A 21,408-nucleotide genomic window follows, 5' to 3' on the forward strand; every position below is an offset into this window, starting at 1 on the left:
GGGTCGTCAGGACGCCTGGGGATTCGAACCGCCGGCGTCTGCTGTCGAGGTCGAAGCATCAGAAGCGGGGGACGAGGCGGGAGGCGTGGCGTCCTCCGATGCGGGTGTTGTCGTCGGTGCGGGTGTTGCCGCCGGGGCGGCCGCCGGCACGGCTGACGGTAAGGCTTCGAAGGTCAGGTTCAATCCGCCTATTGCGCCTGCCAGCAGGTTGTACAACCAGGTCGCCAGAGAGATCACCAGGGCGCCGAGCACGGCGTACAGGACGGTAATCACGATCCACGCTATGACCGCGATCAAACCCGTGGCTCCCACGATATAACCCATCTCGTCGGGCATGCCTTCGGACATCCCCATCACGCCCATGAAACTCGCCATCAACGTGATCATCACGGCGTACAGCGCTCCGACCACGAAACCCACGGCGCCGGCGATGAGAAAGGTAATCTTGCACGCGGACCATGGGTCGATACGCTTCAGCTGGTATCTCATAATGGTACTCCCGGTGGCATTACGTGGAAGGGGCTTCCGGACCGGACCGCAAACCCGCGGCGGCCGCTATGCCGCCAATGAAGAACAGCGAACTGACTACGAACGGAGAGGGAGGGATTCGAACCCTCGGTAGGTTTTTGACCCACAATCGCTTAGCAGGCGATCCGATTCAGCCACTCTCGCACCTCTCCCAAGGGATTTCCGCGTCGCTGGACGGTGGGGGTGGGATTCGAACCCACGGTACCCGCAAAGGTACAACGGTTTTCAAGACCGTCTCTTTCGGCCACTCAGACACCCCACCTGACAGGCGGCAATATAGGCTGATCAAGCGGCGGGTGTCAAACGAAAACGGCTGTCAGCATGGCCTGTGAGGCCCCAGTTGAACGTCCTGCAACTCCCCGGAGCGCTTGACCTGATCTAAAGGTCCATTTAGTTTACATTTTTAACCATTGGCATGGCTGAAAACCCTTGTATGCGGAGCATCGATTACGAAACACCGGGCAGCACCGCATCCGGCCCGAATTCGGGATCGCCGCGGGATGTCCAAATAGACTGCAATACAGTGCCCGTGAACAGTGCCTGTGAGAAGTGCCCGTAAAAAGTTCCTGTTACTGGAGACCAGTTCCATGATACGGCGAATCTGGCGACTCATCGGTTACGTGCTGTGCTCCCTGTTCATCGGGACGTACCCGGCTACCCACTACGCATCGCCGGGGGATGCCGCGCCGGGTAATGCCGCGCAAGTTGACGAAGACTGTTACGTGGAGATCGCGTCCATCGACTTCGGGGACGGGAGCGGAAAGCTCGAGAACAACCGGTTCCGCCATGTCTTCCAGTACATCGATACGCATCCCTACTATCGTCGAGTCAGCGACGTGTACGTGGGCATCGAGACGGTCCGGTACTTTCCGAATTCGACCCGGCCGAACCGGTCCTACTGGAGCATCGTGGACGGAAGAAAGGGCGTCGGCGCCGAGGAACATTACTCGCTCATCCAGGACTTTCGCGGTGAAGCAAACGTCCTGGGCGTCGCGGTCGGTATCAATGTAGCCGACGAGTTCGCGTTCTTCCTCTACGACCGGAACAGCGATACAAACGCCGGTCACTATGCGCACGGCGCGAGGGACGGCCTGCTCGGTGTGATGACGACCATCGAAAACAAAGCGGAATTCATCAACGTGGAGAAGGCGTCGAGCTGGCGCATCGGTTCCAATACGAAGCTACGAGCATGGAGCGCGCGCTTCGTGGATTCGGACGGGGATTGGAACGAAGGGATTTACTCGAACAAGCTGTTCAGGACGTTGTACTTCATCAACAGCAAGGTGACCGTTGCGGGCGTCGAGCGTGAAGTGAACAAGATCTGCAGGCTGGCCTGGTCTCCCGTGGTGGTGACGAATTCAGACAAGCTGGTCCCGGCCATCGAGGCAGAACTGGCACGCCGGGCGGACCGAATTCACGCGTTGCGGATCGTCAACAACGAAGTGCCGGCATCGCCGGCGGAATGGAGGGCCGCTTTCAACAGCTTGCGTCCCGAGACGTTCATTCATGTGCTGACAGTGCCCAGGAATCATTCCGGCGACATCGGCGTGATTACGGAAGTCGGTGAAATCGCGATCACCTTTACGCGGGACCCCTACAGCGACCTGATCTACTACCGCCCTGAGAAGGTGTGGAGGCTGGACGGAGCACAGCACAACACAACTCCGGGTTGTATCACTTTTACATTCAGGGACGTCTGTCCGTTGACGGACGGGACCTGGGATGGATCATCGAAGCCATGATCGGCACCTACTGGCGATGCTGCGACGAGAACACCCACAATCTGAAGCACCAGAAGTTCAAGATGCAGTGGAAGAATGTAGACCGGGATGAATTCCGTATGCGGTGCGGATCCGACGCGTGCGAGGTTTATATCAGGAAGCGAAGCCTGCAGTTACGCTGACTGAACAGATATCTCAATGTATGTGATGCCCAATCACGGGTCCGAGATCCTCTTTGTGAATTTTCCTCTCAATCCATTTTGCAAGCTTCTGATAAAAAGCTGGTTATTGTACCTCAGCCAGATCTCTCAATCAATCGCATCAGATTCGACACATGATCCTTCAGGCGACGTCTGCCCTTATCGGTGAGCTGGTACCAGGTCACGGGTCGCCTATCCCTGAACGTCTTCTCGATCTTCAGGTATCCGGCGTCCTCGAGCTTGCGCAGGTGCGTACCGATGCTTCCGTCCCGCTCATCGAGCACCTGCTTCAAACGGCTGAAGGACATCATTTCGTGTTTCGATAGCAGTACGCAGATGGCGAGGCGTACGCGGTGTTCCAGGAGTCCCGCCAGTCCTTCCAATTCCTGCAGAGACGATATGTCGGGATCAGTCGGTGGCATCGGATTTTCCCCCGCCGTATAAGGCTACCACAAAGAGGGCTGCTGCAATGACGATACCCGAGGCGGTCGAACCATAATCCGGAAGGTACAGGATGATGGGGAAACAGATCCCTATGAGAATACCGACCGGTACTAGACGTCGATCCAGGTGCAAGCCAGCATGAAAATAGGATAGGGCGAGCAGAAGCACCGAGAGGGCGCCTATGCCGGAATCGGTTAACTTCCCACCCGCGACCAGCAACCCGCCTAGCAAGCACGCGACTACATATGCCAGCCAGTGCTTTACCCAACGCATCCCTCTTTCCCTATCCGCCTGGCCTATGCGTGCGCTGGTTCGTGAGCCTAGCCACATGGACAGGAGGAATCCGACTGGAACGGCGACCCACCAGTACCAACCTATCCAACTCTTATCATCCACGAATTCTCTTAAGGGAATACTGATGAGAATGATGACTGCCCAAAGCATATAAACCGAACGGAAGGGGACGTTATCCGAACGGTCCGTCGCGGCGCGGACATACGCCACGTCTTCCCTGAGCTTATCGATGTCTGTCATGATATTCTCCTTATCAATGAGTACTATTATTAAGAGATTACTCTGGAATATAGAGTATAAACCCGCTCATGTCAACAGAAAAACGAAATACGCTAAGATTTAAAGGGATATGAGAGGAATTTGAAGTCGTCGCTAACCTGCTGCACTGGTTGGCTGGTACGCCGTCCTAGTCCGGTATCGAACCTGGTGGCCGGGTTCGAGCTGAAAGCCCCTACACCCGCACGGTCAGCCCGTCGTGGAGGGCGGTGCGGTAGGCTTTGATGGCGGGGACGAAGCCCATCAGGAAACCGGCCGTCACCACAGCGCCCATGAAGAGCAACTCGACGGAGCCGGGGGGCCGGATTGGGATGAACAGACCAACCTGTGCTTCGACGAGAGACTGTCCGATTGAGAGCAATACATACACCAGGGCAAGTCCGGCGATTGCCCCTGCCGCGGCCAGGCACACCGACTCGAGCACCAGCAGGGCGACGATCCGGTTGGGACCGGCTCCTACGGCGCGCAGGATCGCCATCTCCCGGCGGCGCTCATTGAGCGAGGTGTAGAGCGAGACGAGCATACCCAGCAGCCCCACCAGCACGACGAAGATGGTCACGAGACGGAGGCCGGTCTCGGCGTATCCCAGGCTTCGCCACATCTCGTTCAGGGCGACACCGGGGATCACGGCCATCATCGGCTCCTCCTCGAAGTCGTTGATCTCGCGCTGCAGCATGAGTACGTCCCGGCGGTCGGTCGTGCCCACGAAGAACGAGGTCACCTGCGTAACTTCGACATCCTCGATCGAGAGTTCCGCTTCGCTGTGGACGTGTCCGTCGTCTGCGGTAGCCGCCACCGTCTCCTCATCGTCGTGCCCGTGGTCGTCGTCCGTGGTAGCCGTTCCCACCTCCTCGTCATCATGCCCGTGTCCTTCGTCCGCGTCAGCCGTCTCCTCGTCGTGGGCGTGTCCGTCATCCGTGTCAGCCGCCTGTACTTCATCGTCGTCGTGCCCGTGTCCTTCGTCCGTGTCAGCCGTTTCCACCTCGTCATCGTCGTGCCCGTGTCCGTCGTCTGCCGCCTCCTCCTCGTGCGTGTGTCCTTCGTCCGCGTCAGCCGCTTCCACCTCATCATCGTGTGCGTGCCCGTCGTCTGCGGCAGCCGACTGCACCTCTTCGTCGTCATGCTCGTGTCCGTCTTCCGCCGGGGCCGCCTCTGTCTCATCGTGGACGTGCCCATCGTCCGTCGGCGCACCGTCCTCCCAGTGGATGGCCTCCATGCCCTCGAGGGTCACGTAGAGGGCGCGGTCAACGGGGGTGAACGTCTTGGCGAGGACGCCCACTACCGTGAAGGGCATGTGGTCGTGGACCAGGAAGCCCACCTCGCCGATTCCGTGCGTCACCGCGATCTCGTCGCCCAGTGTATAGTTCAGTTCGGACGCCACGTCGGCGCCCAGGGTCACGTCGTACAGGTTCTCGCTCGCCCGTCCCTCCGCGAGCACGATTTCCTGACCGCCTCGATAGCGATAGTGGCGATAGAAGTCTTCGTTCGTTCCGATGACCCGGAATCCTCGGTGGCTGTCCCCCAGGCTGTAGGGGATGGTCCACTCAACGGCCGGGTGATCCGCCCACTGCCGGTAGGCCTCCCACGAAACGTTCTCCGTCGGCGCGCCCATGCCGAAGACCGAATACAGCAGTAATTGGATCGTGCCGCCCTTGGTACCCACGATCAGGTCGGTCTGGCTGATGGTGTTGGAGAAGCTTTCGCGCATGCCCACGCGCACGTTCTCGACGCCGATCAGGAGGGCGACGCTAAGGGCGATGGAACCCACTGTGAGCGAGGTGCTGAAGGCGCGGTTGCGGAGCGACTTGAGCGCGAGGTCCAATACCAGCATCAAAGCACCGCCTGGTTGACGTCGGGGAGCGAGATGGTGCGGGAGAACATGCCTTCCAGGGCGCGGTCGTGGCTCACGAACACCAGCGTTGCGCCGGCGCGCTCGCACTCCTGGAAGAGCAGCTCGAGAAAGTCCTCGCGCCGGTCGAAGTCCAGGGAGGAGGTCGGCTCATCGGCGACGATGAGCTCCGGCGCGCCGATGAGCGCACGGCAGGCCGCCACCCGCTGTTGCTGGCCCACCGAGAGTTCGGTCACCGGCTTATTCAGCAGATCGCCGATGTGGAGATGACCGGCCAGCAGCGCGGCGGACTCCTTCACGCCCGCGCCGTCCAGCCGGGCCCGGCGCCCCGCGTGCATGCGCACCGGCAGGATGATGTTGTCGAGCACCGACAGGTAAGGGATGAGGTTGAACATCTGGAAGACATAGCCGATGTGCTCCGCCCGGAAGGCGTCCCGCTGTGGGGCCGAGAGTGAGGCGAGGTCCTCGCCCAGCACCGTGACGTCGCCCTCGTTCGCTTCCAGGACCCCCGCCAGCACGCCGAGCAGCGTCGTTTTGCCGCTGCCGCTGGGGCCGAACAGGAACGCGCGTGTCCCCCGTTCGAGGGCCAGCTCGGGGATGTCCAGCACCCAAGGGCCGCCGCCGTAGCGGAAGCGCAGATGCCGGATGTCGATGGCGAGGCTCATCTAAAACATATTCCTGCGAATCGTAGCTTCAAAAAAACCGGCGCATCCCCGGAAAAAGCGAGTGCGCGCGCTGAATGCATGCAGGCGTCCTGGTCGTGTCGAGCAGGCGTCCACATCGTGACGTGCGGATGTTCGCGTCGCGTCATGTACGTGTTCGCGTCGCATGTTGCCGGCGTCCGCGTCGCGGATCAATACTCGTATGGATAGACCCGCTTGCCGGTGATGGTGAAGCCGACGTAGCCGTACACGCTCTTGGTCATCTCGATCTTGAGCACGCCTTCGACCCACACCGGGTTCCACCCGTTTAAAAACGCCCATTTGTCCTTTTCCATCTCGATGTAGATGAGCTGGTTGGGCGGGGGAGGCGGCGTATGGATGCAGGCGCCGACATAGGGTACGAGGAGGAACTCCGTTACCGAGGACGCCCAGTCTTCAAGCGGTACCGCAAATCCAGGGACCTTGACGACTTTACCGTCGAGTTCCGCCAACTCCTCGCCCGGCTTGCCGGTGCGGTAGTTGAGGCTGGCCAGGAGGTGCCAGCCCACCTTGATGGGCTCGTCGGCCGGCGCGACCGGCGGTGCGTACGCCGGTGCGTCGACCGGGGGCTCCGGATCGGCCTTCGGGACGGCCTCCGGAGGTTCGGGCACAATGCTGAGGGTTACCACGACCAGCAGGGCGGCGGATACAAAGAGTAGTTTACGGGTGACGCCGATCATCGAAAAACTCCGGTTGTCAGGTCGTCTGTTCGATATATATAGCATTCAGCCAACTATTGGCAATATAAATGTATATGTTCCGTTTAACGCGTTAACTGCTTGAAATGAAAACACGAGCCTGTCATTTCCATCTGATCCTTCTCCTGGCGTTCGCGACTCCCGCTTGCGACAAACCGACGTCCAGCGTCTTCAGCGAACTGCAGATCCGGCTTGCGGCGCAGTCACCGAACCAGCAGCACGTCGGATCCGTAGTCGTGCGATTCTCCGAGATGGCCGTTCGCTCCGCCGCGAACAGCGAGTACGGGACCCCTGGCGCCGTGCCCCACACGATCGACCTGGCCGAACTCGGCGGGAGTGAAACCCGTATCCTGGACGTGTTTTCCGTGGCCGAAGGCAGGTACGACGCGGCACGGCTCAAACTCGACGGCGTAACCGTGACGCTGACGAACGGTTCGCAGTTCAGCGAGGTGTTCTCGCCACCACTCGGCGTGGAGATCGTCGTCCAGGGATCTACCCCCGTAGTCGTCGAGCGAAATCGAAAGGCCGATGCGGTCATCGATTTCGATCCGATGCGATCGATCACCCTCGAGGGGGACACGCGGCAGGTCCACGACATCACCGGCTTCAGGTTCCAGCCCAGGGCCCGGCTGGTCGACCTGGCGAGTTCGGGACAGGTCTCCGGAACCGTCAAGCACGATAACGGCACGCCGGCAGTCCTCCGGGACGACGTGCCATTGCCCGGATACCCGATTACCCTCTTTCAACCCGGCGGGACGGATTCGGTGACGGTCCGTACCAATGACTCCGGCCGGTACACCGTTTTCTTCATGCCCGCCGGGTCTTACGCCATGTACGTACCGCAGACCGAAGCAACCGAAGCCTGGACATGGGAAAACATCGAGGTGACGACCGCCAGTACCACCCGCCAGGACATCGTCCTCGCCAGGCGCTGAAGTCGCGGCCGGGCGGCTGATCTCGCCAGGCGCTGAAGTCGCGGCCGGGCGGCTGATCTCGCGGGAAATGAAGCCTTGACGGTACCGGGACCGGCCTGCACATTGTCTTTCTGTTTTCAAGGAAAATGGCTGGTCCGAATGCGAGCGATTCCGATACCGCGGCCCGGTGCGCCTGCCACCGCGTGGGAAGGGGCGTTTGATGGCTTTTTACATGTACCTGTCCATTACCGGCGAGGGTAAAATCACCCTTTATGAAATGGACCCGGACAGCGGCGGACTGACCTTCAAGGAAGATGTCGCCGCGGGCGCCGGCGTGATGCCCCTGGTTGCGGGTGACGGCCTTGAACGTCTGTACGCCGGACTGCGCGGCGAGCCATCGGTACAGACCTACAGCCTGGATCGTGGAACGGGCCGCATCACGCTGCTGGGCACCACGCCTTTCGACTGGGACACGACGTACATGTCCCTGGACAACACCGGCCGATTCTTGCTGTCGGCTTCCAACGGGCACGCCGTGGCGGGCGTCCATGCCATCGGTGACGACGGCATCGTCCAGAAAGCGCCGGTGGACCGGCAAAAGACGGCGCGGGGCGCCCACTACATCCAGACCGACCGGTCGAACCGTTTCGCCTTCGTGCCCCACGTGTCCGAATCGAACACGATCTGCCAGTTCAAGTTCGACGAGCACACCGGCAGGCTGACACCGAACGATCCGCCCCGGGTGGAGCAGCCCCCGGATACCGAGCCGCGGCATTATTGCCACCATCCCACGCTGGACGTGCTGTACGTCGACAACGAGAAGGCAAGCAGCGTGACGGCCTACCGGTTCGATCCGGACCGGGGGACGCTGGAGGCGATGCAGACGGTGTCGACGTTACCCGCGGGTTTCACCTGCGAGAACACCTGCGCGCAGTTCCATATCCATCCGACCGGCCGGTTCGTATACGTGAGCAACCGGGGCCATGACAGCATTGCCGGATTCGCGATCGACCAGGACTCCGGACTGCTGCGTGCCATCGGGCAGGCGCCGACCGAGAAGACGCCCCGCGCCTTCAACCTGGACCCGCAGGGCCGGTTTCTCTACGCCGCGGGACAGGCAGAAGGAAGACTGGCGTCCTACCGAATCGACCAGGACACCGGCGCGCTTGCGCCGCTCGACGTGTACGACGTAGGACCTTCGCCGGCCTGGGTGATGGTTCTGGATATGGATGCGTAAGGACCGACGGGAGTAAGCCATGGCATCCACCTTTGATCTCCTCGTAACCGACGGCCTGGTCGTCAACCAGGATGGCGTGACACCCGCCACGATCGCCGTGCGGGACGGACGCATCGCGGGCGTGCTCGAACCCGCCGCCAGGCCCGACAGCGCACAGCAGCTTTCCGCGAAGGGCCTGCACGTGCTGCCCGGCCTGATCGATCCCCACGTGCATCTCCGGTCGCCCGGCCACGAAGAGCGGGAAGACCCCGTATCCGGCACGAGCGCCGCGGCCGCCGGCGGCATCACGACCCTGCTCGAGATGCCCATCTCTCCGGTCGCTGCCAGCTCCGCCGAGGGTCTCCGCACGCGGGGCGAGGCCATCGGCGCGCATGCGCTGATCGATTTCGGTCTCTACGGCGCGGCCGGCCATGAGAACGTGGACCTCATCGCCGAGGTGGCCGAGGCGGGCGCCGTGGCCTTCAAGACCTTCCTGACCGCGCCCCCGACCCATCGCGAGGGTGAGTTCTTCGGCCTCTGGTGCCTGGACTACTCGCTGCTGCGGGACGTCATGGCCGCCACGGCCGCCACGGGCCTGCGCCACAGCTTCCACTGCGAGAACTGGCCCATGATCGAGACGCTCATCGCACGGCTGTCCGCCCAGGGCCGCAACGACGGCCTGGCCCACGCGGAAAGCCGGCCCTCCATCGTTGAAGACACCTCGGTCGCCGTCATGATGAGCCTGGCCGCCGAGGCGGGCGGTCCGGTGGAAGTCGTGCACCTGTCGAGCCCGCGGGCCGCGCAGATGGTGAAGGAGGCCAAGGCGCGGGGCCTCGACGTCATCGCCGAGACCTGTCCCCAGTACCTCTTTCTGACCGACCAGGTCCTGGCCGCGCACCGCGGCTTCGCCAAGTGCAACCCGGCCCTGCGGCCGGCCGAAGAGGTCGAAGCGCTCTGGTCCTACCTGCACGACGGCACCCTGGAGTTCGTCGGCAGCGACCATTCCCCATTCCGGCCGGAAGAGAAGGAAGGGGACGATATCTTCGCCATTCCGCCCGGCCTGCCCGGCCTGGAATCCATGGCGCCCCTGATGCTGACCGCCGTCAACGACGGCCGCCTGTCGATCACCGATCTGGTGCGGCTGATGTCGACCCGCCAGGCCGAGATTTTCCGGCTTCCGGGCAAAGGACGCATCGCCATCGGTAACGACGCCGATCTCACCTTTGTGGACCTGGACGCGCGGTGGACTTTCGACCGGAACCAGTGCTTCACCAAGGCGAGGGATGTCATGCGCATCGTGCACGGCATGCCCATGAAGGGCCGCGTCCAGCGCACCATGGTGCGGGGGGAGACGGTGTACGAGGACGGCAAGATCACGGGCCGGCCCGGTTACGGCCGCTGGCTTACGCCCAACTGACCGCGGAAACCCGGCTGATCGAAAGGACAAAAATGGCAGTTCCAGATCCCAGGGGCGTATACACCATTGCGCCGACGCCCTTTGAAGAAGACGGCAGCCTGGATACGGGCAGCCTCTCGACCCTGACCAACTTCCTCATCGACCTGGGGATCGACGGGATCACCGTCCTGGGTGTCATGGGTGAAACCAGCAAACTGGTCGAAGCCGAACGGGACCGGGTCATCGCCGGCGTGGTCGAAGCCGCCGCGGGTCGGATCCCGGTCTGCGCCGGAACCAGCCACACGGGGACGGACGGATGCGTCGCGCTCAGCCGGAGGGCCGAGGAACTGGGCGCCTCCTCGCTCATGGTGGCGCCGTCGAAGCTGGCCAGGGGCACGGACGAGGCCCTGCTCGCCCACTACCTAAAGGTGGCCGACGCCGTATCCATACCCCTCGTGATCCAGGACCATCCCACCAGCAGCGGCGTCCAGATGAGTATCGACTTCGTCGCGACCGTCGCCGACCGGTCTCCGCAATGCCGCTTTCTCAAGCTGGAAGAAGAACCGTCGCCGCGCAAGGCCAGCCAGGTGCTCGCGGCCAACCCCGACGTGGAGATCTTCGGCGGCCTGGGCGGCGTCATGCTCCTGGAGGAACTCCGCCACGGGTGCATGGGCACCATGACCGGCTTCGCCTACCCCGATATACTGAAGGACATCCACACGAAGTACATGTCGGGCGACGTCGACGGCGCCACCGAGACCTTCTACCGGTATTGCCCATTGATCCGCTTCGAAGGCCAGCCCGGCATCGGGCTGTCCATCCGCAAGAACGTCTACCAGCGGCGCGGCGCCATCAAGACCGCCCGGGCGCGCCAGCCCTTCGTCCCCCTGGACGACGGGACCCTGGCGGACCTGAACGATCTGCTGACGAGACTCGGGTTGGAGTGATCGCAGAGGGAACCGCTCAATCCCGCCAGTCGAGCAGGACCCCCAGCGCTTCGCCCGGTTTCTGATAGAGCAGCGCGAAGGCCTCTGCTGCCTCGTGCCAGGGGAAACGGTGCGTGGTCATTCGATCGGTCAGGATCGCGCCCGACGCGAGGAGTTCCATGGCGCGGCGGGACTGGCGGGCCCCCGCACGCGTCCGGTAGTACCCGCCCAGTAATTTGCGCCCCTGGATTTTGTTCGAAGGCAGCGAAAGCGGCTGGTCCTCGTAGAGCCCGATCAGGTGCATCAGCCCGCCAAGGGCCAGCATGTCGAGACCCTGACCGAAGGCGGCCGGACCCGCGGGACCGCCCACGGCGTAGATCACGATATCGGCGCCGAGGCCGTTGGTCAGGCGCTTCACGGCCCTTACGGGATCTTCCTCGCGTGCGTTGATCACCGTGTCGGCGCCGCATTCCGCAGCCATGGCGCACCGGTTGGCCAGCGCGTCCACGGCCACCGCCCTGCCCACACCATTCGCCTTGATGACCTGAAGGATCAGGTTGCCCACGAGACCCTGGCCGAGCACGACCACGGTGTCATGGGGCTTGATATCCTCCAACTCCACCCAGGTGACCGCGCTGCCCGTCAGCGGATAGTAGGGGGCGCGGTCGAAGGAAAGGTCCGCCGGCATGGGCATGACGATGGTCTGGTCCCAGGGAAAAACGAGCCGGGCCGGCCGGACCACGTACTGGGCGTGGGGCGCCAGGGCGACGACGCGATCGCCGGTTTCCAGGTGTTCGACCCCTTGCCCCAGCGCATCCACCGTCCCCGCCATGGAATAGCCCATGATGTCCGGGCTCACGGCGTGTTCCCGCGTGTACCGGCCGCCGAGTTCGGAACCCCGGCTGATGAGGCTGCACGCCGCCTTGATCCGGATCTCTCCGGGACCGGGTTCGGGAATCGGTACTTCCTCGAGTTCGATCCGGTGGAGCCCCTCGGGCTTGATGACGCGTTTCATGGTTGAGATCTGCTTTCCGTCAAACCCCAAAATCAATCCAATGTGAACTTCGCCAGGGTTCTTTGTACGTCGGTGACGTCAATTCCCTTTTTGAACTCTTTCTTAACCGGCAATTCGTTACCTGAAATCCATACTTTCATCTCGGAGTCGAGATCAATCCGCCCCGCCGTCTCAAACGAAAAATGGGCGATTGACTTATACGGAATGGAGTGGTATTCGGTCTTTTTACCGGATATCCCCTGTTTATCCACCAGGATCAGCCGCCTGTCCGTGAAAGCGAACAGGTCTCTGACCAGCTTGAAGACCCTGACCAGTTTCTCATCCTCTATCAGTATCTGCGAGAACTCCTTCTCGATCTCTTCAACTTCGACCTCCGAAGCGTTGCCCATGATGGAGTTCAGAATCGACACAATGCCTCCCTGTGGTTTCTTCCGATATACACTCTCTGGTTTATACACTCTCTGGTTCTAGCTGAACAGCACCGGTTCTTCCTGAACAGTAATGCCGGTAAAGCGGCTGTCCGTCAAGACCGGTCTTCCTCATCCAGTAGCGCCGCGGCCTTTCGCAGGACGTCATCCATGGCCTCGGCGGGCAATGCACAGATTCGCACTACCGCGCCGGACCGCCAGTCCACGCTTTCGAGCTGGTCGGCCAGGATGATCCCGGTCGCCGCAAGCCCCGCGGGGATCGCGACTTCGAACGGATACCCCTTCTCCTCATTGGTAATCGGACAGAAAAGGGCCAGGCCGGCCCTGCGGTTGTAGGCCTCGGGCGAAACCGCCACGGCGGGCCGCCCGGAAGGCAGGTAGGTGCCCTTCCCCGACCTGGAATAGATCCACACGATTTCACCCCGAACCGGTACGTAGCTTGATGTAGCCATTGTTCGTCTCCTTGTATCTCGCCTTCAGCCGTGGCTGCCGATGCTGATTCTGCCGTGCAGGTTGCGTTTCGAGATGCCCGGCAGCAGGTCGGGCAGTTTGAACCGGGTTCGTTCCAGCGGGACGAGGGTCAGTTCCTTGCCCCGGAGCACGAGTACCACCGGTGAATCGTCCCGGACGCCCATCTGGACGGCGACCGGTTTCGGGATGCGCAGCGCAAGGCTGTTGCCCCATTTCTTCACGCGGGATTTCATGCAAGCCTCCTGTGAATGTGATGTAGTGCCTCGTTTAGACACACCGCCAATGGGTGTATCTACCATGGTTCGTTAATTGATTAGTCGAGGCTATCTGAAGGGTCTCGACTGAATAGATAACGGATACGAGAATCTCCGCTGTTGACATGAAACCCGTTATGTGCATATATTTGCACAAATAGGAAGAAGTAGACTACAGGAGGAATAGAGTTGCTTAAAAATGACTCAGTCCGGTATCCTGCACTGATCGATGGCGAAAAAGGCGCCTATGGCGTGGCCTTCCCCGATCTTCCGGGCATCGTTGCCATGGGAAACACCATAGACGAGGCCCTGCTGAATGCGGAAGAAGCACTCAGGGATTATGCAATTGAAACGGAATTGGACGGCGATACCATCGCACGACCGTGCGAACTGGACGAAGTCCTGGTTGAACCGGGTCAGATCCTGACGGCCGTTCCACTGATTCGTCAGTCCGGGCGAAGCGTACGCATACACATGGCCATCAACGAAGGTGTGGCCGTTTTCATAGACAGCGAAGCGAATCGGCGAGGAATGACACGCACCGCCTACGTGGAATGGATGGCGAGGCGTATTGCCATGATGGGTGGATAAGGCAGGTTACTTCACCGTCTTCCGCAAGGTATACCGTCCCGGTTCGGGGACGTACCCCAGTTTACGGTTGAGCGCCAGCATGGGACTGTTCGTCGAGTCGTTGTGCGTACTGATCGACCGTGCGCCCTGGCTTCGGGCATAGCGTATCGCGGCGAGTTTCAGCGCGAGGGCTATGTTTCGCCTGCGGTACGACCGGATCACCCCGGTATGCACGTTGAAAGCCTGGCGCACCTCCGGGTAAAGCCGGACGGCGCAGATCCCAACCCAACGATCGCCGTCGGCCGCGAGTAACTGGCCGTCCGGACGGTACCAGCCCGCCTCGTAGACCCACTCGTTGAACTCCTCGAAGGACAGCCCGGGCCCGGTCCAACCCGGCACATCCCGGTCGGTGATCGCATTGACTTCGTAGAGTTTCCCGCGCGCCTCCGGCGTATCTCCGAAATCTGCAAGCGAGTGTATCCGCAGACCCGAAGCCGCACTGTCCGCGATGATCTGCGCATAAGGTGATTCGTCGAAATGTTCCAGGTCCAGGCTCGACTGAAACAGATGTCGGTCGTTCTCGAATCCCCGCCGCCTTGCGAAGGCCTGCGAAACGGCGCAGTCGTCCCGGACTTCGCTCGTAACCGTGCTGGCGTTGTGGTGCTTCAGAAACTCGAGCATATCCGAATAGAGCGCCGCGCCGATGCCCCGTCCGCGCCACGCCGGCGCGACCCCTGCCCAGGCGTAGAACTGTCCTTCCGGGTCCCAGGTCTCGTGGACCGACACCGCGTAGCCCACCACGGCGTCCTCCCCGTTTACGGCGACTCGGCGAAAACTGATTCTGCCCGGCGCATCGTGGATCAACCACTCGTGCACGGTCTCTACTGATACGGGATTCTGCTCGAAGGTATTGACGACGGAAGCGATGCCGGGTTCGTCGGTGGAGGGAAGGGCGGGGCGGAGGCGGTACATGTCGAGTGACTACAGATTATATCAACGAAGATCAGGCGTCCTGATAAGCATCCAGAAACTCCTGTCTGGTAATTCGAGCTTGGGTGCAGATACGGCGTAACGTAGAGGATTTGAGCTTACGATGATTTGGCATGGTCAATGGAGTCCGTGTTCCATCTGGGTTATCTCTGACCATTGAAATATGATTGCCTTCGCGAACGATTTTGAAACCCAGCTTCTTCAGTGCAGTTGTCACCCGTTGGCGAGGTGCGTCGACAGGGAAAACCGCCATCAGTCCGTGAGTTCCGTATCTGTTACGTAAGCACTAATGACCTCAGCGTCATCCTCAAATGCTTCCGACCCGAAGCTTTCGATATGAAACACGATGGCGGAGGTCACATCCTTTAGCGCCTCGTCATATGTATTTCCCTGACCTACAACCACTCCGGCGAGACCCAATGGATACGCAACGAAACCGTCAACGTGTTCTTCAACGATGATTTTTAATCTACGCATTGCAATCTCGCTTTTCCTAATACGTGACTTGTTACTTTGAATATCATCTCCACTATAAAACAAACAGACGGAATCGCATCACATCTCGCAATTAAAACATAATTGGGAACTTAGTCAATTGGCACTCCGACACGAAAATACGATACTTAGCCGACAGACAGGCCCCTACACCAGCACCCCGGGCATTGGCTTGAACTGGCAGGCCTCGACGAAGATCTCGAAGAAGTCGGGGGTGGTCTCGAGTTCGACGTGCTCGATGTTCTTGACCAGCGCCTCCAGCTCCGCGCGGCGGGAGCGGGACAGGAGGATCTCCCGAGCGCCCTGGACGGCGGCGTTGCCGACCTTGACGATGCGGTCCTCGGGCACGGGGGCCAGGAACCCGATGTCGATGGCGTTGCGCACGTCCACGTAGTTGGCGAAACCCCCGGCCAGGAAGAGGCGGTCCACGTCGCCGGGCGCGACGCCAAACCTGCGCAGCACGATGTACTGTCCGCAGTAATTGGCAGCCTTGGCCTGGGCCAGGTTGCTGGCGTCCTGCCGGGACAGGGTGATGCCGGACTCGGCCACGACGTCCACTTCGAACTGTTTCCGGTCGGAAAACACGCCCTTCGGGCTCATCATCTCGTGGCGGCGCAGTTCGGCGAGGAGGTCGATCAGGCCGGAGCCGCAGATGCCCTGGGGCGTGGCATCACCGATGGTGCTCCAGGCGAACCGGCTATCCTCCCACTTCAGCGATTCGATGGCGCCTTCGTAACCCGGCATGCCGTACTGGATGCCGCCGCCTTCGAAGGCGGGTCCGGCGGGGCACGAAGCCGTGATCATGCGCCCGTTGCCCGCCACGACCACCTCGGTGTTGGTGCCCACGTCCACGAGCATGGATACGCCGGGCTGCGCGGCCAGTTCGACAGTCGCCAGATCGCCAGCCACGTCGCCGCCCACGTGGCTGGCGATGAGGGGCAGGCCGTAGACCCGTGCCTTCGGGTTGGCCCGGAGTCCCAGGCGGCGGGTGCCGATGGTGAGCGCCGTGGTCTCCCGTTTACCCGCGAGATATTCGTTTTCGATTTGTGACTTGTAAGGTTTCTGTCCGATGCTCTGCACGTCGAGCCGGAAGAAGAGGTCCCGCATGGTGGAATTGCCCGCGACGACGATCTCGTAGATCTCCTGCCGCGCCGTTCCCGTGCGCTCGCACCAATCCATGATCTCGTGATTGACGGCGTTGATGATGGCGTTCCAGAGTTCGTCCTCGAAGGCGCCGTCGTAGGAAATCCGGTGCATCACGTCGCTGCCGCCGAAGCGCTGGGGGTTCTCGAAGGAGCAGACGTGGACGCTCTTGCCGGTCTCGAGGTCCACGAATTCCATGACCACCGTGGTCGTGCCCAGGTCGATCGCGAGTCCGTAGACGTGTCCGCGGTACTGGTCCACCTGCTCGCCGTCGTAGAAGACGTCATCGCCTCGCCGGGTGACCATTGGGTCGAGCGCCGTGTCTTTTTCTTCGGTAAAGGTCAGGATCTTGGGCGTGCGGCGCAGGGGTGAGAAGGCGACGTCCATGTTCGGGTCGATGACGCGGGCCTGGCAGGCGAGGCGGTAGTTCTCCCGCAGGAAGGACTCCGGCTTCGTCCGGGGCGCCAGCCCTTCCATCCCCTGCCGGATTTCCACGATGCATTCGTGGCAGATGCCGTTGCGGAAGCAGGACGTAGGCACCTGCACGGCGAGATCGTCGGCGTAGTCGAAGATGGACTTGCCGATAACCGCGGGCCGGGTCGTCGTGCCGTCGGTCACCGATCCGCCTGTCAACGATCCGTCGGTCGGGTCCGCGGATATGTCCAAAGGCGTTTCCTCCGTCTCCCAGGCGCTGCGGTAGTCGAGCTTGTCGTCGCCGCCGCATACGAGCAGTCCGCCGGCTTCCCGGGGCTTGCGCTGGTTGCGGCACCCGAACCGGGCCGTGCATTCGTCGAAACGGTTCTTGTAGGGGCAGCGGTAGGTAGCCTGCTCGGTCGCGTGGGCCATCATGTCCTTGAAGATGGCCGTAATGCGGTCCAGCCGCTCCTGATACGCCGCCTTGTCGATCTTTTTCATGGGAGAATGTAGGGAGGTTGCCGGCGCTCAGGCTTCCTGTTCCTGCTTGAGCTCTACGAGGAGGCGCTGGGCCAGTTCCACGCAGCCCACCGCGTCCTCGGCGGTGCCGTCGGCGCCCATGTCGTCGGCGAACTCCTGGGTGACCGACGCGCCGCCCACCATGATCTTGACGTCCTCCCGCATGTCGTTGTCGATGAAGGCGTCGATGGTCTTGCCCATGTTGGGCATGGTCGTGGTGAGCAGGGCCGACATGCCCAGCAGGGGCGCTTCATGCTCCTCCACCGCGTCCATGAACTCGTCCTCGGAGGTGTCCACCCCCAGGTCGTGGACCACGAACCCGGCGCCGCGCAGCATCATGATGCACAGGTTCTTGCCGATGTCGTGGAGGTCGCCCTTGACCGTGCCCATGATGACGGTGCCGACGGGTTCGATACCTGAGGCGGAGAGGATGGGCTCGATGTGGGCCATCCCGGCCTTCATGGCCCGGGCGCAGGCGAGGACTTCCGGGACGAAGATGAAGTTCTCCCGGAACTTGATGCCCACGACGCTCATGCCGGCGATCAGGCCGTCGTCCATCACCTCCAGCGCCTCGACCCCGCCATCCAGCGCCGCCCGGGTCAGCGTGTCGACCGTCCCGTTGTCCCCATCGATGAGGGCCGCGGAGATCTCCTGCATGGCGGGCGTCGCCCGGGCGAACGCGTCAATGATCCGCGTCCGCTCGTGGGGTCGTTCGATGAACTCTTCTATCTCGTCCTTCAGAAAGTCGTTGGCGATATCGTTTAGTGCTGCCATGCGCTCCTGTCCGGTCCTCCCGGTTTCATGCCGTGTGAGTCTTGTGCCAGTCCTTCACCGCCTGCGGGATCGCCTTCAGGTTCTCGACGGACGCCTGCAGGGGCACGGCACACTCCGGTCCCACCATGTGAATACCGTGTTCCAGGTTCTGACAGACTTCCTGGCCCACTTCTTCGGGACCACGCGCGAAAAGCGTCTCGGGATTATTGATGTTGCCCACGAGGGAGATCTTGCCGTCGACCGCCTCCATGGATTCCTGGGGCTTGTTTTTCGAATCGAAATGAAAGGCCGCGAAACCGGTCTCCGCGATATAGCCCATGCGGTCCACGGTGCGCCCGCAGATATGCATGATCAGCGGGATGGGAATCCGTTCGGCCATCTCGATGTGCAGGTCCCGCAGGAAACGGCGGTAGTATTCGCCACTCACCAGGTCGCCCGTGGCGTGGTCCGGCAGGGTCAGGGCGTCCGCCCCGGCTTCGATCTGCGCGATGCCGAACTCCACCGTGGCTTCCTTCATGCGGTCCAGGGCGAGATGGGTCCGGCCTGGGTCGTCGAGGGACATGAGCAGGAAGGGTTCCACGCCGAAGCAGTGGTAGCCCAGGGACCAGGGCCCCATGGTCTTCCCGACGACCGCCACCTCGTCGCCGTATTCCTTCTTGAGCTTTGTGATGGCGTCGAGGACGCACTTCGTGTCCCGGTGCGTCAGGAAATCCGCAGGGATCTTGATGTCGTCCACGTCGGTCCAGATAGGTTCGCGCATCTTGACCGTGGGCCAGTTGTCCTTCTGCTCCCACTGGATCTTGCACCCAAGCGCGGAGGACTCCTGGATGATGGTGAATACCGGCATGATGGTGTCGAATCCGAGTTCCGTGTAGCTCGTGGCCGCGAGGCGCGCCATGAGCTCCGGGTCCCGGTTGGCATCCGGAAAAGGTGCGTCGACGAGATCCATCAGTTCCACCGTGGCGACTGACGTCGGATTGCACACGGGCGTGCGGTCCACGGGCTCTCCCCGCAGGGCGGCCAGGACCCGGTCCCGGCCCTTCATCGGCTTGATGATGTCGTCGCTCATGACTGCCTCCTTATCCATCCTGCTGGCTCGGCGCGGCCAGGACGCCCCGGCTCGCGACGGCCTCCTGTTCGCGCAGGACGGCCCGGACGTTGGGCGCGCGGACCAGCAACAGCCCCACCAGGGCGTCGTGTACCTGGCCGCAGGGGAAGACCACCTGGTCCAGGGTGCCGCTTACTTCGTCCATCTCGGCTAGCTTCATCAGGCCGCCCGCGATGAAGGAAATGCGGCGCTCACGGTCTTTTCCCTCGCCGTGGGCCGTGACCCGGTAGACGCCGTCGCCCTCGCTCAGGACCTGGATCTGCAGGCCCGATTTCTTATCCAGGATCTCCAGCGGCCGAGGTTCGACGGGACCCGCCGGATCCAGTTTGCAGGCTTCGAGGAACACTCGCTTTACCGCCAGATGGTGTGCATAGCCGCAATGAAACCGCAGGCGCCCGCCGTCGGCCGGCTCCATACCTCCGAGTACTTCCATGGCCTCCACCACGAAGGCGATCCGGTCCTCGACGCCTTCCCGCCGGCTGTAGGTGAATACCTGGTAGACCGGTCCCGTATCGTCCTGCTGGCGATACAGGCCGATCGAAATGTCGCCGAAATGTGTATCCAGCGGAACCAGTTCGATGCGCCTGCCTATGTCGACCGTCTGTCCCAAATCCCTACCTCGTTCATGGCCGTTCGCGGCCGATCACATTCTCGATTGCTGCAGCCAGCCCTCTCACCTAATCATTGCTCCATTCCCGGCCGCCGCGGCCGGCCCTATCCCTTGTCGTAACCGTCTTCCAACTGCTTCAAAAGGGCTTCGGCCACCGCTTCGGCCTCTGCTTCCTGACCGGGCCAGTCCTGCTTCTCGGACCAGTGCCACTCGTCCAGGTAGGCGTCAGTGCCGGTCAGCCCGTCCCGCATGGCCACCCGGTCGATTTCCTGCTGGAACCAGTCGGGCATCTGGCGTGAAAGGGGCCGGCGACCCCCATTGCGCCCTTCGTAGACGCGCACCTGTGCCGGGATGTCCCGCCAGTACAGTACTTGGTACACCGCCATGCCGACCGATCCCGTGCTCAGACCGCCCGGTCCATCGCCTCGCGAAAGGCGCGGATATGGGCGACACCCGTGCCGCAGCAACCGCCGATGAAGTAGGCGCCGGCCTCGAGGAGTTCCGGCACGTGGGCGGCCATCTGTTCCGGGGAATTTTCGTAGTAGGTCCGGTGCTGCTCGTCCAGCCGGGCCCTGCCCGCGTTCGGATAGGCCATCATGCGTCTCGGCGCCTCCCCCCGGGCATCCATGGCGCGCTTCAACTGCCCGATGCCGTTGATGGCGTAGGGCATCCCCGTGTGCTCGTCACGCCGGGACTCGGCGCCGCAGTTCAACCCGACGACCTGAATGTGCCCGAGCAGGTCGCGTCCGCCGGACTGCGCGCCGGCCGCAAGGATCTCCAGGAGATCGGCCGCCGAATGGCCCCAGTCCGTCTTGTAGATGACCTCGCCCGTGGCGCGGTCCTTCGTATACTTGTACGTCTGGTTCACGGCGATGGGCAGATCGAACTGCCTCAACACGTCCACGGCCAGGGCCGCCTCGTTGGCGGAGAACATGGTCTCGACGCAGAAGAAATCCACGCCGCCCTCCGCGAGCGTCGTGCCCACGCGCTCGTGAGCGTCCCGCGCGATGCTGTTCGCGATGCCGAACTCCGTGTCGCCGCTGTCGGCCTCGATGGCGCCAGGCAGGGGACCGATGGAACCGGCGAGGTACACGTCCCTTCCGCTGCGTTCGATGGCGGCCCGGGCATGTTCCACGGACAAGCGGATCAGCCCGTCGGATTCCGAGGCGTCCTTGCCGGCCATTTCGAGATGGGGAAAAGACGCCACGAACGTGTTCGTCCCGATCGCTTCCGAGCCTGCTTCAATATAGTCGAAATGGATGTCCCTGACAATGTCGGGGTACAGTTCATTGGCCAACGCGCTGTTGGCCAGTTCGATGCCGCGGGCGAAGAGTTCGGTACCGAAACCGCCGTCGTAGAGGAGGGGGCGGTCGTCGGCGATGCGTTCAAGAAAAGATTTCATGCGTTATGCTCCGGAAGCCCGGTCCGGCCGCCGGGCGACAGAATGGCTGCCG

The 21,408-nt window shown here is 62.1% G+C and carries 24 protein-coding genes, 2 tRNA genes and 1 pseudogene; 7 read left to right on the forward strand and 20 right to left on the reverse strand.

What is annotated here, in order from left to right; translation table 11 throughout:
* Positions 1 to 6 precede the first annotated feature (6 nt).
* From F4Y38_07050 to F4Y38_07060, 3 genes are all read right to left on the reverse strand, one after another.
* On the reverse strand, positions 7 to 489 hold the full coding sequence (locus F4Y38_07050) for a hypothetical protein (protein ID MXY49048.1): 483 nt from the start codon (positions 487 to 489) through the stop codon (positions 7 to 9).
* Positions 490 to 592: 103 nt separating this feature from the next.
* Positions 593 to 680: transfer RNA gene (locus F4Y38_07055), tRNA-Ser, on the reverse strand.
* Between the two features lie 23 nt (positions 681 to 703).
* Positions 704 to 790, reverse strand: a tRNA-Ser gene (locus F4Y38_07060).
* Positions 791 to 1,115: 325 nt separating this feature from the next.
* Here F4Y38_07060 and F4Y38_07065 point away from each other — a divergent pair.
* A complete protein-coding gene (locus tag F4Y38_07065) occupies positions 1,116 to 2,270 on the forward strand; it encodes a hypothetical protein (GenBank protein ID MXY49049.1) in 1,155 nt (384 codons plus the stop codon).
* A gap of 274 nt (positions 2,271 to 2,544) precedes the next feature.
* Here F4Y38_07065 and F4Y38_07070 read toward each other — a convergent pair whose 3' ends face one another.
* From F4Y38_07070 to F4Y38_07090, 5 genes are all read right to left on the reverse strand, one after another.
* On the reverse strand, positions 2,545 to 2,871 hold the full coding sequence (locus F4Y38_07070; GenBank protein ID MXY49050.1) for a helix-turn-helix domain-containing protein: 327 nt from the start codon (positions 2,869 to 2,871) through the stop codon (positions 2,545 to 2,547).
* A complete protein-coding gene (locus tag F4Y38_07075; GenBank protein ID MXY49051.1) occupies positions 2,858 to 3,427 on the reverse strand; it encodes a hypothetical protein in 570 nt (189 codons plus the stop codon). Before F4Y38_07075 ends, F4Y38_07070 begins: the two co-directional genes overlap by 14 nt.
* A gap of 211 nt (positions 3,428 to 3,638) precedes the next feature.
* Complete coding sequence (locus F4Y38_07080) at positions 3,639 to 5,294, reverse strand: FtsX-like permease family protein (GenBank protein ID MXY49052.1); 1,656 nt, start codon at positions 5,292 to 5,294, stop codon at positions 3,639 to 3,641.
* Positions 5,294 to 5,977: an ABC transporter ATP-binding protein gene (locus F4Y38_07085; GenBank protein MXY49053.1), complete on the reverse strand. Its 684-nt coding sequence runs from the start codon at positions 5,975 to 5,977 to the stop codon at positions 5,294 to 5,296. Before F4Y38_07085 ends, F4Y38_07080 begins: the two co-directional genes overlap by 1 nt.
* A gap of 188 nt (positions 5,978 to 6,165) precedes the next feature.
* Complete coding sequence (locus tag F4Y38_07090; GenBank protein ID MXY49054.1) at positions 6,166 to 6,738, reverse strand: DUF3299 domain-containing protein; 573 nt, start codon at positions 6,736 to 6,738, stop codon at positions 6,166 to 6,168.
* A gap of 59 nt (positions 6,739 to 6,797) precedes the next feature.
* On the opposite strand from F4Y38_07090, the gene F4Y38_07095 reads away from it, so the two are divergent.
* The 4 genes from F4Y38_07095 to F4Y38_07110 all read left to right on the forward strand — a co-directional run bounded on the left by F4Y38_07095 (position 6,798) and on the right by F4Y38_07110 (position 11,184).
* Complete coding sequence (locus F4Y38_07095) at positions 6,798 to 7,646, forward strand: DUF4382 domain-containing protein (protein MXY49055.1); 849 nt, start codon at positions 6,798 to 6,800, stop codon at positions 7,644 to 7,646.
* Positions 7,647 to 7,845: 199 nt separating this feature from the next.
* On the forward strand, positions 7,846 to 8,862 hold the full coding sequence (locus F4Y38_07100; GenBank protein MXY49056.1) for a lactonase family protein: 1,017 nt from the start codon (positions 7,846 to 7,848) through the stop codon (positions 8,860 to 8,862).
* A 19-nt stretch (positions 8,863 to 8,881) separates the two neighbouring features.
* Positions 8,882 to 10,258 carry a dihydroorotase family protein gene (locus F4Y38_07105; protein MXY49057.1) on the forward strand — a complete coding sequence of 459 codons (1,377 nt, stop codon included), beginning with the start codon at positions 8,882 to 8,884 and terminating at the stop codon, positions 10,256 to 10,258.
* Between the two features lie 32 nt (positions 10,259 to 10,290).
* The gene (locus tag F4Y38_07110) at positions 10,291 to 11,184 is read left to right on the forward strand and encodes a dihydrodipicolinate synthase family protein (protein MXY49058.1); all 894 of its coding nucleotides are present in this window, start codon (positions 10,291 to 10,293) and stop codon (positions 11,182 to 11,184) included.
* Positions 11,185 to 11,200: 16 nt separating this feature from the next.
* Here F4Y38_07110 and F4Y38_07115 read toward each other — a convergent pair whose 3' ends face one another.
* The 4 genes from F4Y38_07115 to F4Y38_07130 form a co-directional block, all read right to left on the reverse strand.
* Positions 11,201 to 12,178: a zinc-binding dehydrogenase gene (locus tag F4Y38_07115; GenBank protein ID MXY49059.1), complete on the reverse strand. Its 978-nt coding sequence runs from the start codon at positions 12,176 to 12,178 to the stop codon at positions 11,201 to 11,203.
* Between the two features lie 32 nt (positions 12,179 to 12,210).
* A complete protein-coding gene (locus F4Y38_07120; GenBank protein ID MXY49060.1) occupies positions 12,211 to 12,588 on the reverse strand; it encodes a PH domain-containing protein in 378 nt (125 codons plus the stop codon).
* A 113-nt stretch (positions 12,589 to 12,701) separates the two neighbouring features.
* Entirely contained in the window at positions 12,702 to 13,058 is a 357-nt protein-coding gene (locus F4Y38_07125; GenBank protein MXY49061.1) for an mRNA-degrading endonuclease, read from the reverse strand.
* A 24-nt stretch (positions 13,059 to 13,082) separates the two neighbouring features.
* Complete coding sequence (locus tag F4Y38_07130; GenBank protein MXY49062.1) at positions 13,083 to 13,310, reverse strand: AbrB/MazE/SpoVT family DNA-binding domain-containing protein; 228 nt, start codon at positions 13,308 to 13,310, stop codon at positions 13,083 to 13,085.
* Between the two features lie 204 nt (positions 13,311 to 13,514).
* Here F4Y38_07130 and F4Y38_07135 point away from each other — a divergent pair, with 204 nt between their 5' ends.
* Positions 13,515 to 13,922, forward strand: a complete 408-nt coding sequence (locus F4Y38_07135) for a hypothetical protein (GenBank protein MXY49063.1) — start codon at positions 13,515 to 13,517, stop codon at positions 13,920 to 13,922.
* 6 nt (positions 13,923 to 13,928) lie between these two features.
* On the opposite strand, the gene F4Y38_07140 is transcribed toward F4Y38_07135, so the two are convergent.
* The 6 genes from F4Y38_07140 to F4Y38_07165 form a co-directional block, all read right to left on the reverse strand.
* Positions 13,929 to 14,873: a GNAT family N-acetyltransferase gene (locus F4Y38_07140; GenBank protein MXY49064.1), complete on the reverse strand. Its 945-nt coding sequence runs from the start codon at positions 14,871 to 14,873 to the stop codon at positions 13,929 to 13,931.
* A 31-nt stretch (positions 14,874 to 14,904) separates the two neighbouring features.
* Positions 14,905 to 15,144, reverse strand: a complete 240-nt coding sequence (locus F4Y38_07145; GenBank protein MXY49065.1) for a type II toxin-antitoxin system HicA family toxin — start codon at positions 15,142 to 15,144, stop codon at positions 14,905 to 14,907.
* The gene (locus tag F4Y38_07150) at positions 15,144 to 15,368 is read right to left on the reverse strand and encodes a type II toxin-antitoxin system HicB family antitoxin (GenBank protein ID MXY49066.1); all 225 of its coding nucleotides are present in this window, start codon (positions 15,366 to 15,368) and stop codon (positions 15,144 to 15,146) included. Before F4Y38_07150 ends, F4Y38_07145 begins: the two co-directional genes overlap by 1 nt.
* A gap of 165 nt (positions 15,369 to 15,533) precedes the next feature.
* On the reverse strand, positions 15,534 to 17,444 hold the full coding sequence (locus F4Y38_07155) for a DUF4445 domain-containing protein (protein MXY49067.1): 1,911 nt from the start codon (positions 17,442 to 17,444) through the stop codon (positions 15,534 to 15,536).
* A 27-nt stretch (positions 17,445 to 17,471) separates the two neighbouring features.
* On the reverse strand, positions 17,472 to 18,119 hold the full coding sequence (locus tag F4Y38_07160) for a cobalamin-binding protein (protein ID MXY49068.1): 648 nt from the start codon (positions 18,117 to 18,119) through the stop codon (positions 17,472 to 17,474).
* A 142-nt stretch (positions 18,120 to 18,261) separates the two neighbouring features.
* Positions 18,262 to 19,281 (reverse strand): MtaA/CmuA family methyltransferase, encoded by a 1,020-nt coding sequence (locus tag F4Y38_07165; GenBank protein ID MXY49069.1) that lies wholly within the window; start codon positions 19,279 to 19,281, stop codon positions 18,262 to 18,264.
* Positions 19,282 to 19,317: 36 nt separating this feature from the next.
* On the opposite strand from F4Y38_07165, the pseudogene F4Y38_07170 reads away from it, so the two are divergent.
* A pseudogene (locus tag F4Y38_07170) lies at positions 19,318 to 19,464 on the forward strand (response regulator receiver protein).
* Between the two features lie 594 nt (positions 19,465 to 20,058).
* Here F4Y38_07170 and F4Y38_07175 read toward each other — a convergent pair.
* Complete coding sequence (locus F4Y38_07175) at positions 20,059 to 20,340, reverse strand: hypothetical protein (GenBank protein ID MXY49070.1); 282 nt, start codon at positions 20,338 to 20,340, stop codon at positions 20,059 to 20,061.
* 17 nt (positions 20,341 to 20,357) lie between these two features.
* Positions 20,358 to 21,356 carry a homocysteine S-methyltransferase family protein gene (locus F4Y38_07180; GenBank protein ID MXY49071.1) on the reverse strand — a complete coding sequence of 333 codons (999 nt, stop codon included), beginning with the start codon at positions 21,354 to 21,356 and terminating at the stop codon, positions 20,358 to 20,360.
* Positions 21,357 to 21,408 lie beyond the last annotated feature (52 nt).

The sequence above is a fragment of the Gemmatimonadota bacterium genome, from assembly GCA_009838645.1.
Lineage (GTDB): Bacteria > JAAXHH01 > JAAXHH01 > JAAXHH01 > JAAXHH01 > JAAXHH01.

What these genes read in the sequence shown, in the direction of transcription:
- F4Y38_07050 (MXY49048.1), bottom strand. Translation starts at nt 489, where the DNA reads ATGAGATACCAGCTGAAGCGTATCGACCCATGGTCCGCGTGCAAGATT.
- F4Y38_07065 (MXY49049.1), top strand. Translation starts at nt 1,116, where the DNA reads ATGATACGGCGAATCTGGCGACTCATCGGTTACGTGCTGTGCTCCCTG.
- F4Y38_07070 (MXY49050.1), bottom strand. Translation starts at nt 2,871, where the DNA reads ATGCCACCGACTGATCCCGACATATCGTCTCTGCAGGAATTGGAAGGA.
- F4Y38_07075 (MXY49051.1), bottom strand. Translation starts at nt 3,427, where the DNA reads ATGACAGACATCGATAAGCTCAGGGAAGACGTGGCGTATGTCCGCGCC.
- F4Y38_07080 (MXY49052.1), bottom strand. Translation starts at nt 5,294, where the DNA reads ATGCTGGTATTGGACCTCGCGCTCAAGTCGCTCCGCAACCGCGCCTTC.
- F4Y38_07085 (MXY49053.1), bottom strand. Translation starts at nt 5,977, where the DNA reads ATGAGCCTCGCCATCGACATCCGGCATCTGCGCTTCCGCTACGGCGGC.
- F4Y38_07090 (MXY49054.1), bottom strand. Translation starts at nt 6,738, where the DNA reads ATGCTATATATATCGAACAGACGACCTGACAACCGGAGTTTTTCGATG.
- F4Y38_07095 (MXY49055.1), top strand. Translation starts at nt 6,798, where the DNA reads ATGAAAACACGAGCCTGTCATTTCCATCTGATCCTTCTCCTGGCGTTC.
- F4Y38_07100 (MXY49056.1), top strand. Translation starts at nt 7,846, where the DNA reads ATGGCTTTTTACATGTACCTGTCCATTACCGGCGAGGGTAAAATCACC.
- F4Y38_07105 (MXY49057.1), top strand. Translation starts at nt 8,882, where the DNA reads ATGGCATCCACCTTTGATCTCCTCGTAACCGACGGCCTGGTCGTCAAC.
- F4Y38_07110 (MXY49058.1), top strand. Translation starts at nt 10,291, where the DNA reads ATGGCAGTTCCAGATCCCAGGGGCGTATACACCATTGCGCCGACGCCC.
- F4Y38_07115 (MXY49059.1), bottom strand. Translation starts at nt 12,178, where the DNA reads ATGAAACGCGTCATCAAGCCCGAGGGGCTCCACCGGATCGAACTCGAG.
- F4Y38_07125 (MXY49061.1), bottom strand. Translation starts at nt 13,058, where the DNA reads ATGGCTACATCAAGCTACGTACCGGTTCGGGGTGAAATCGTGTGGATC.
- F4Y38_07130 (MXY49062.1), bottom strand. Translation starts at nt 13,310, where the DNA reads ATGAAATCCCGCGTGAAGAAATGGGGCAACAGCCTTGCGCTGCGCATC.
- F4Y38_07140 (MXY49064.1), bottom strand. Translation starts at nt 14,873, where the DNA reads ATGTACCGCCTCCGCCCCGCCCTTCCCTCCACCGACGAACCCGGCATC.
- F4Y38_07145 (MXY49065.1), bottom strand. Translation starts at nt 15,144, where the DNA reads ATGGCGGTTTTCCCTGTCGACGCACCTCGCCAACGGGTGACAACTGCA.
- F4Y38_07150 (MXY49066.1), bottom strand. Translation starts at nt 15,368, where the DNA reads ATGCGTAGATTAAAAATCATCGTTGAAGAACACGTTGACGGTTTCGTT.
- F4Y38_07155 (MXY49067.1), bottom strand. Translation starts at nt 17,444, where the DNA reads ATGAAAAAGATCGACAAGGCGGCGTATCAGGAGCGGCTGGACCGCATT.
- F4Y38_07160 (MXY49068.1), bottom strand. Translation starts at nt 18,119, where the DNA reads ATGCAGGAGATCTCCGCGGCCCTCATCGATGGGGACAACGGGACGGTC.
- F4Y38_07165 (MXY49069.1), bottom strand. Translation starts at nt 19,281, where the DNA reads ATGAAGGGCCGGGACCGGGTCCTGGCCGCCCTGCGGGGAGAGCCCGTG.
- F4Y38_07175 (MXY49070.1), bottom strand. Translation starts at nt 20,340, where the DNA reads ATGGCGGTGTACCAAGTACTGTACTGGCGGGACATCCCGGCACAGGTG.
- F4Y38_07180 (MXY49071.1), bottom strand. Translation starts at nt 21,356, where the DNA reads ATGAAATCTTTTCTTGAACGCATCGCCGACGACCGCCCCCTCCTCTAC.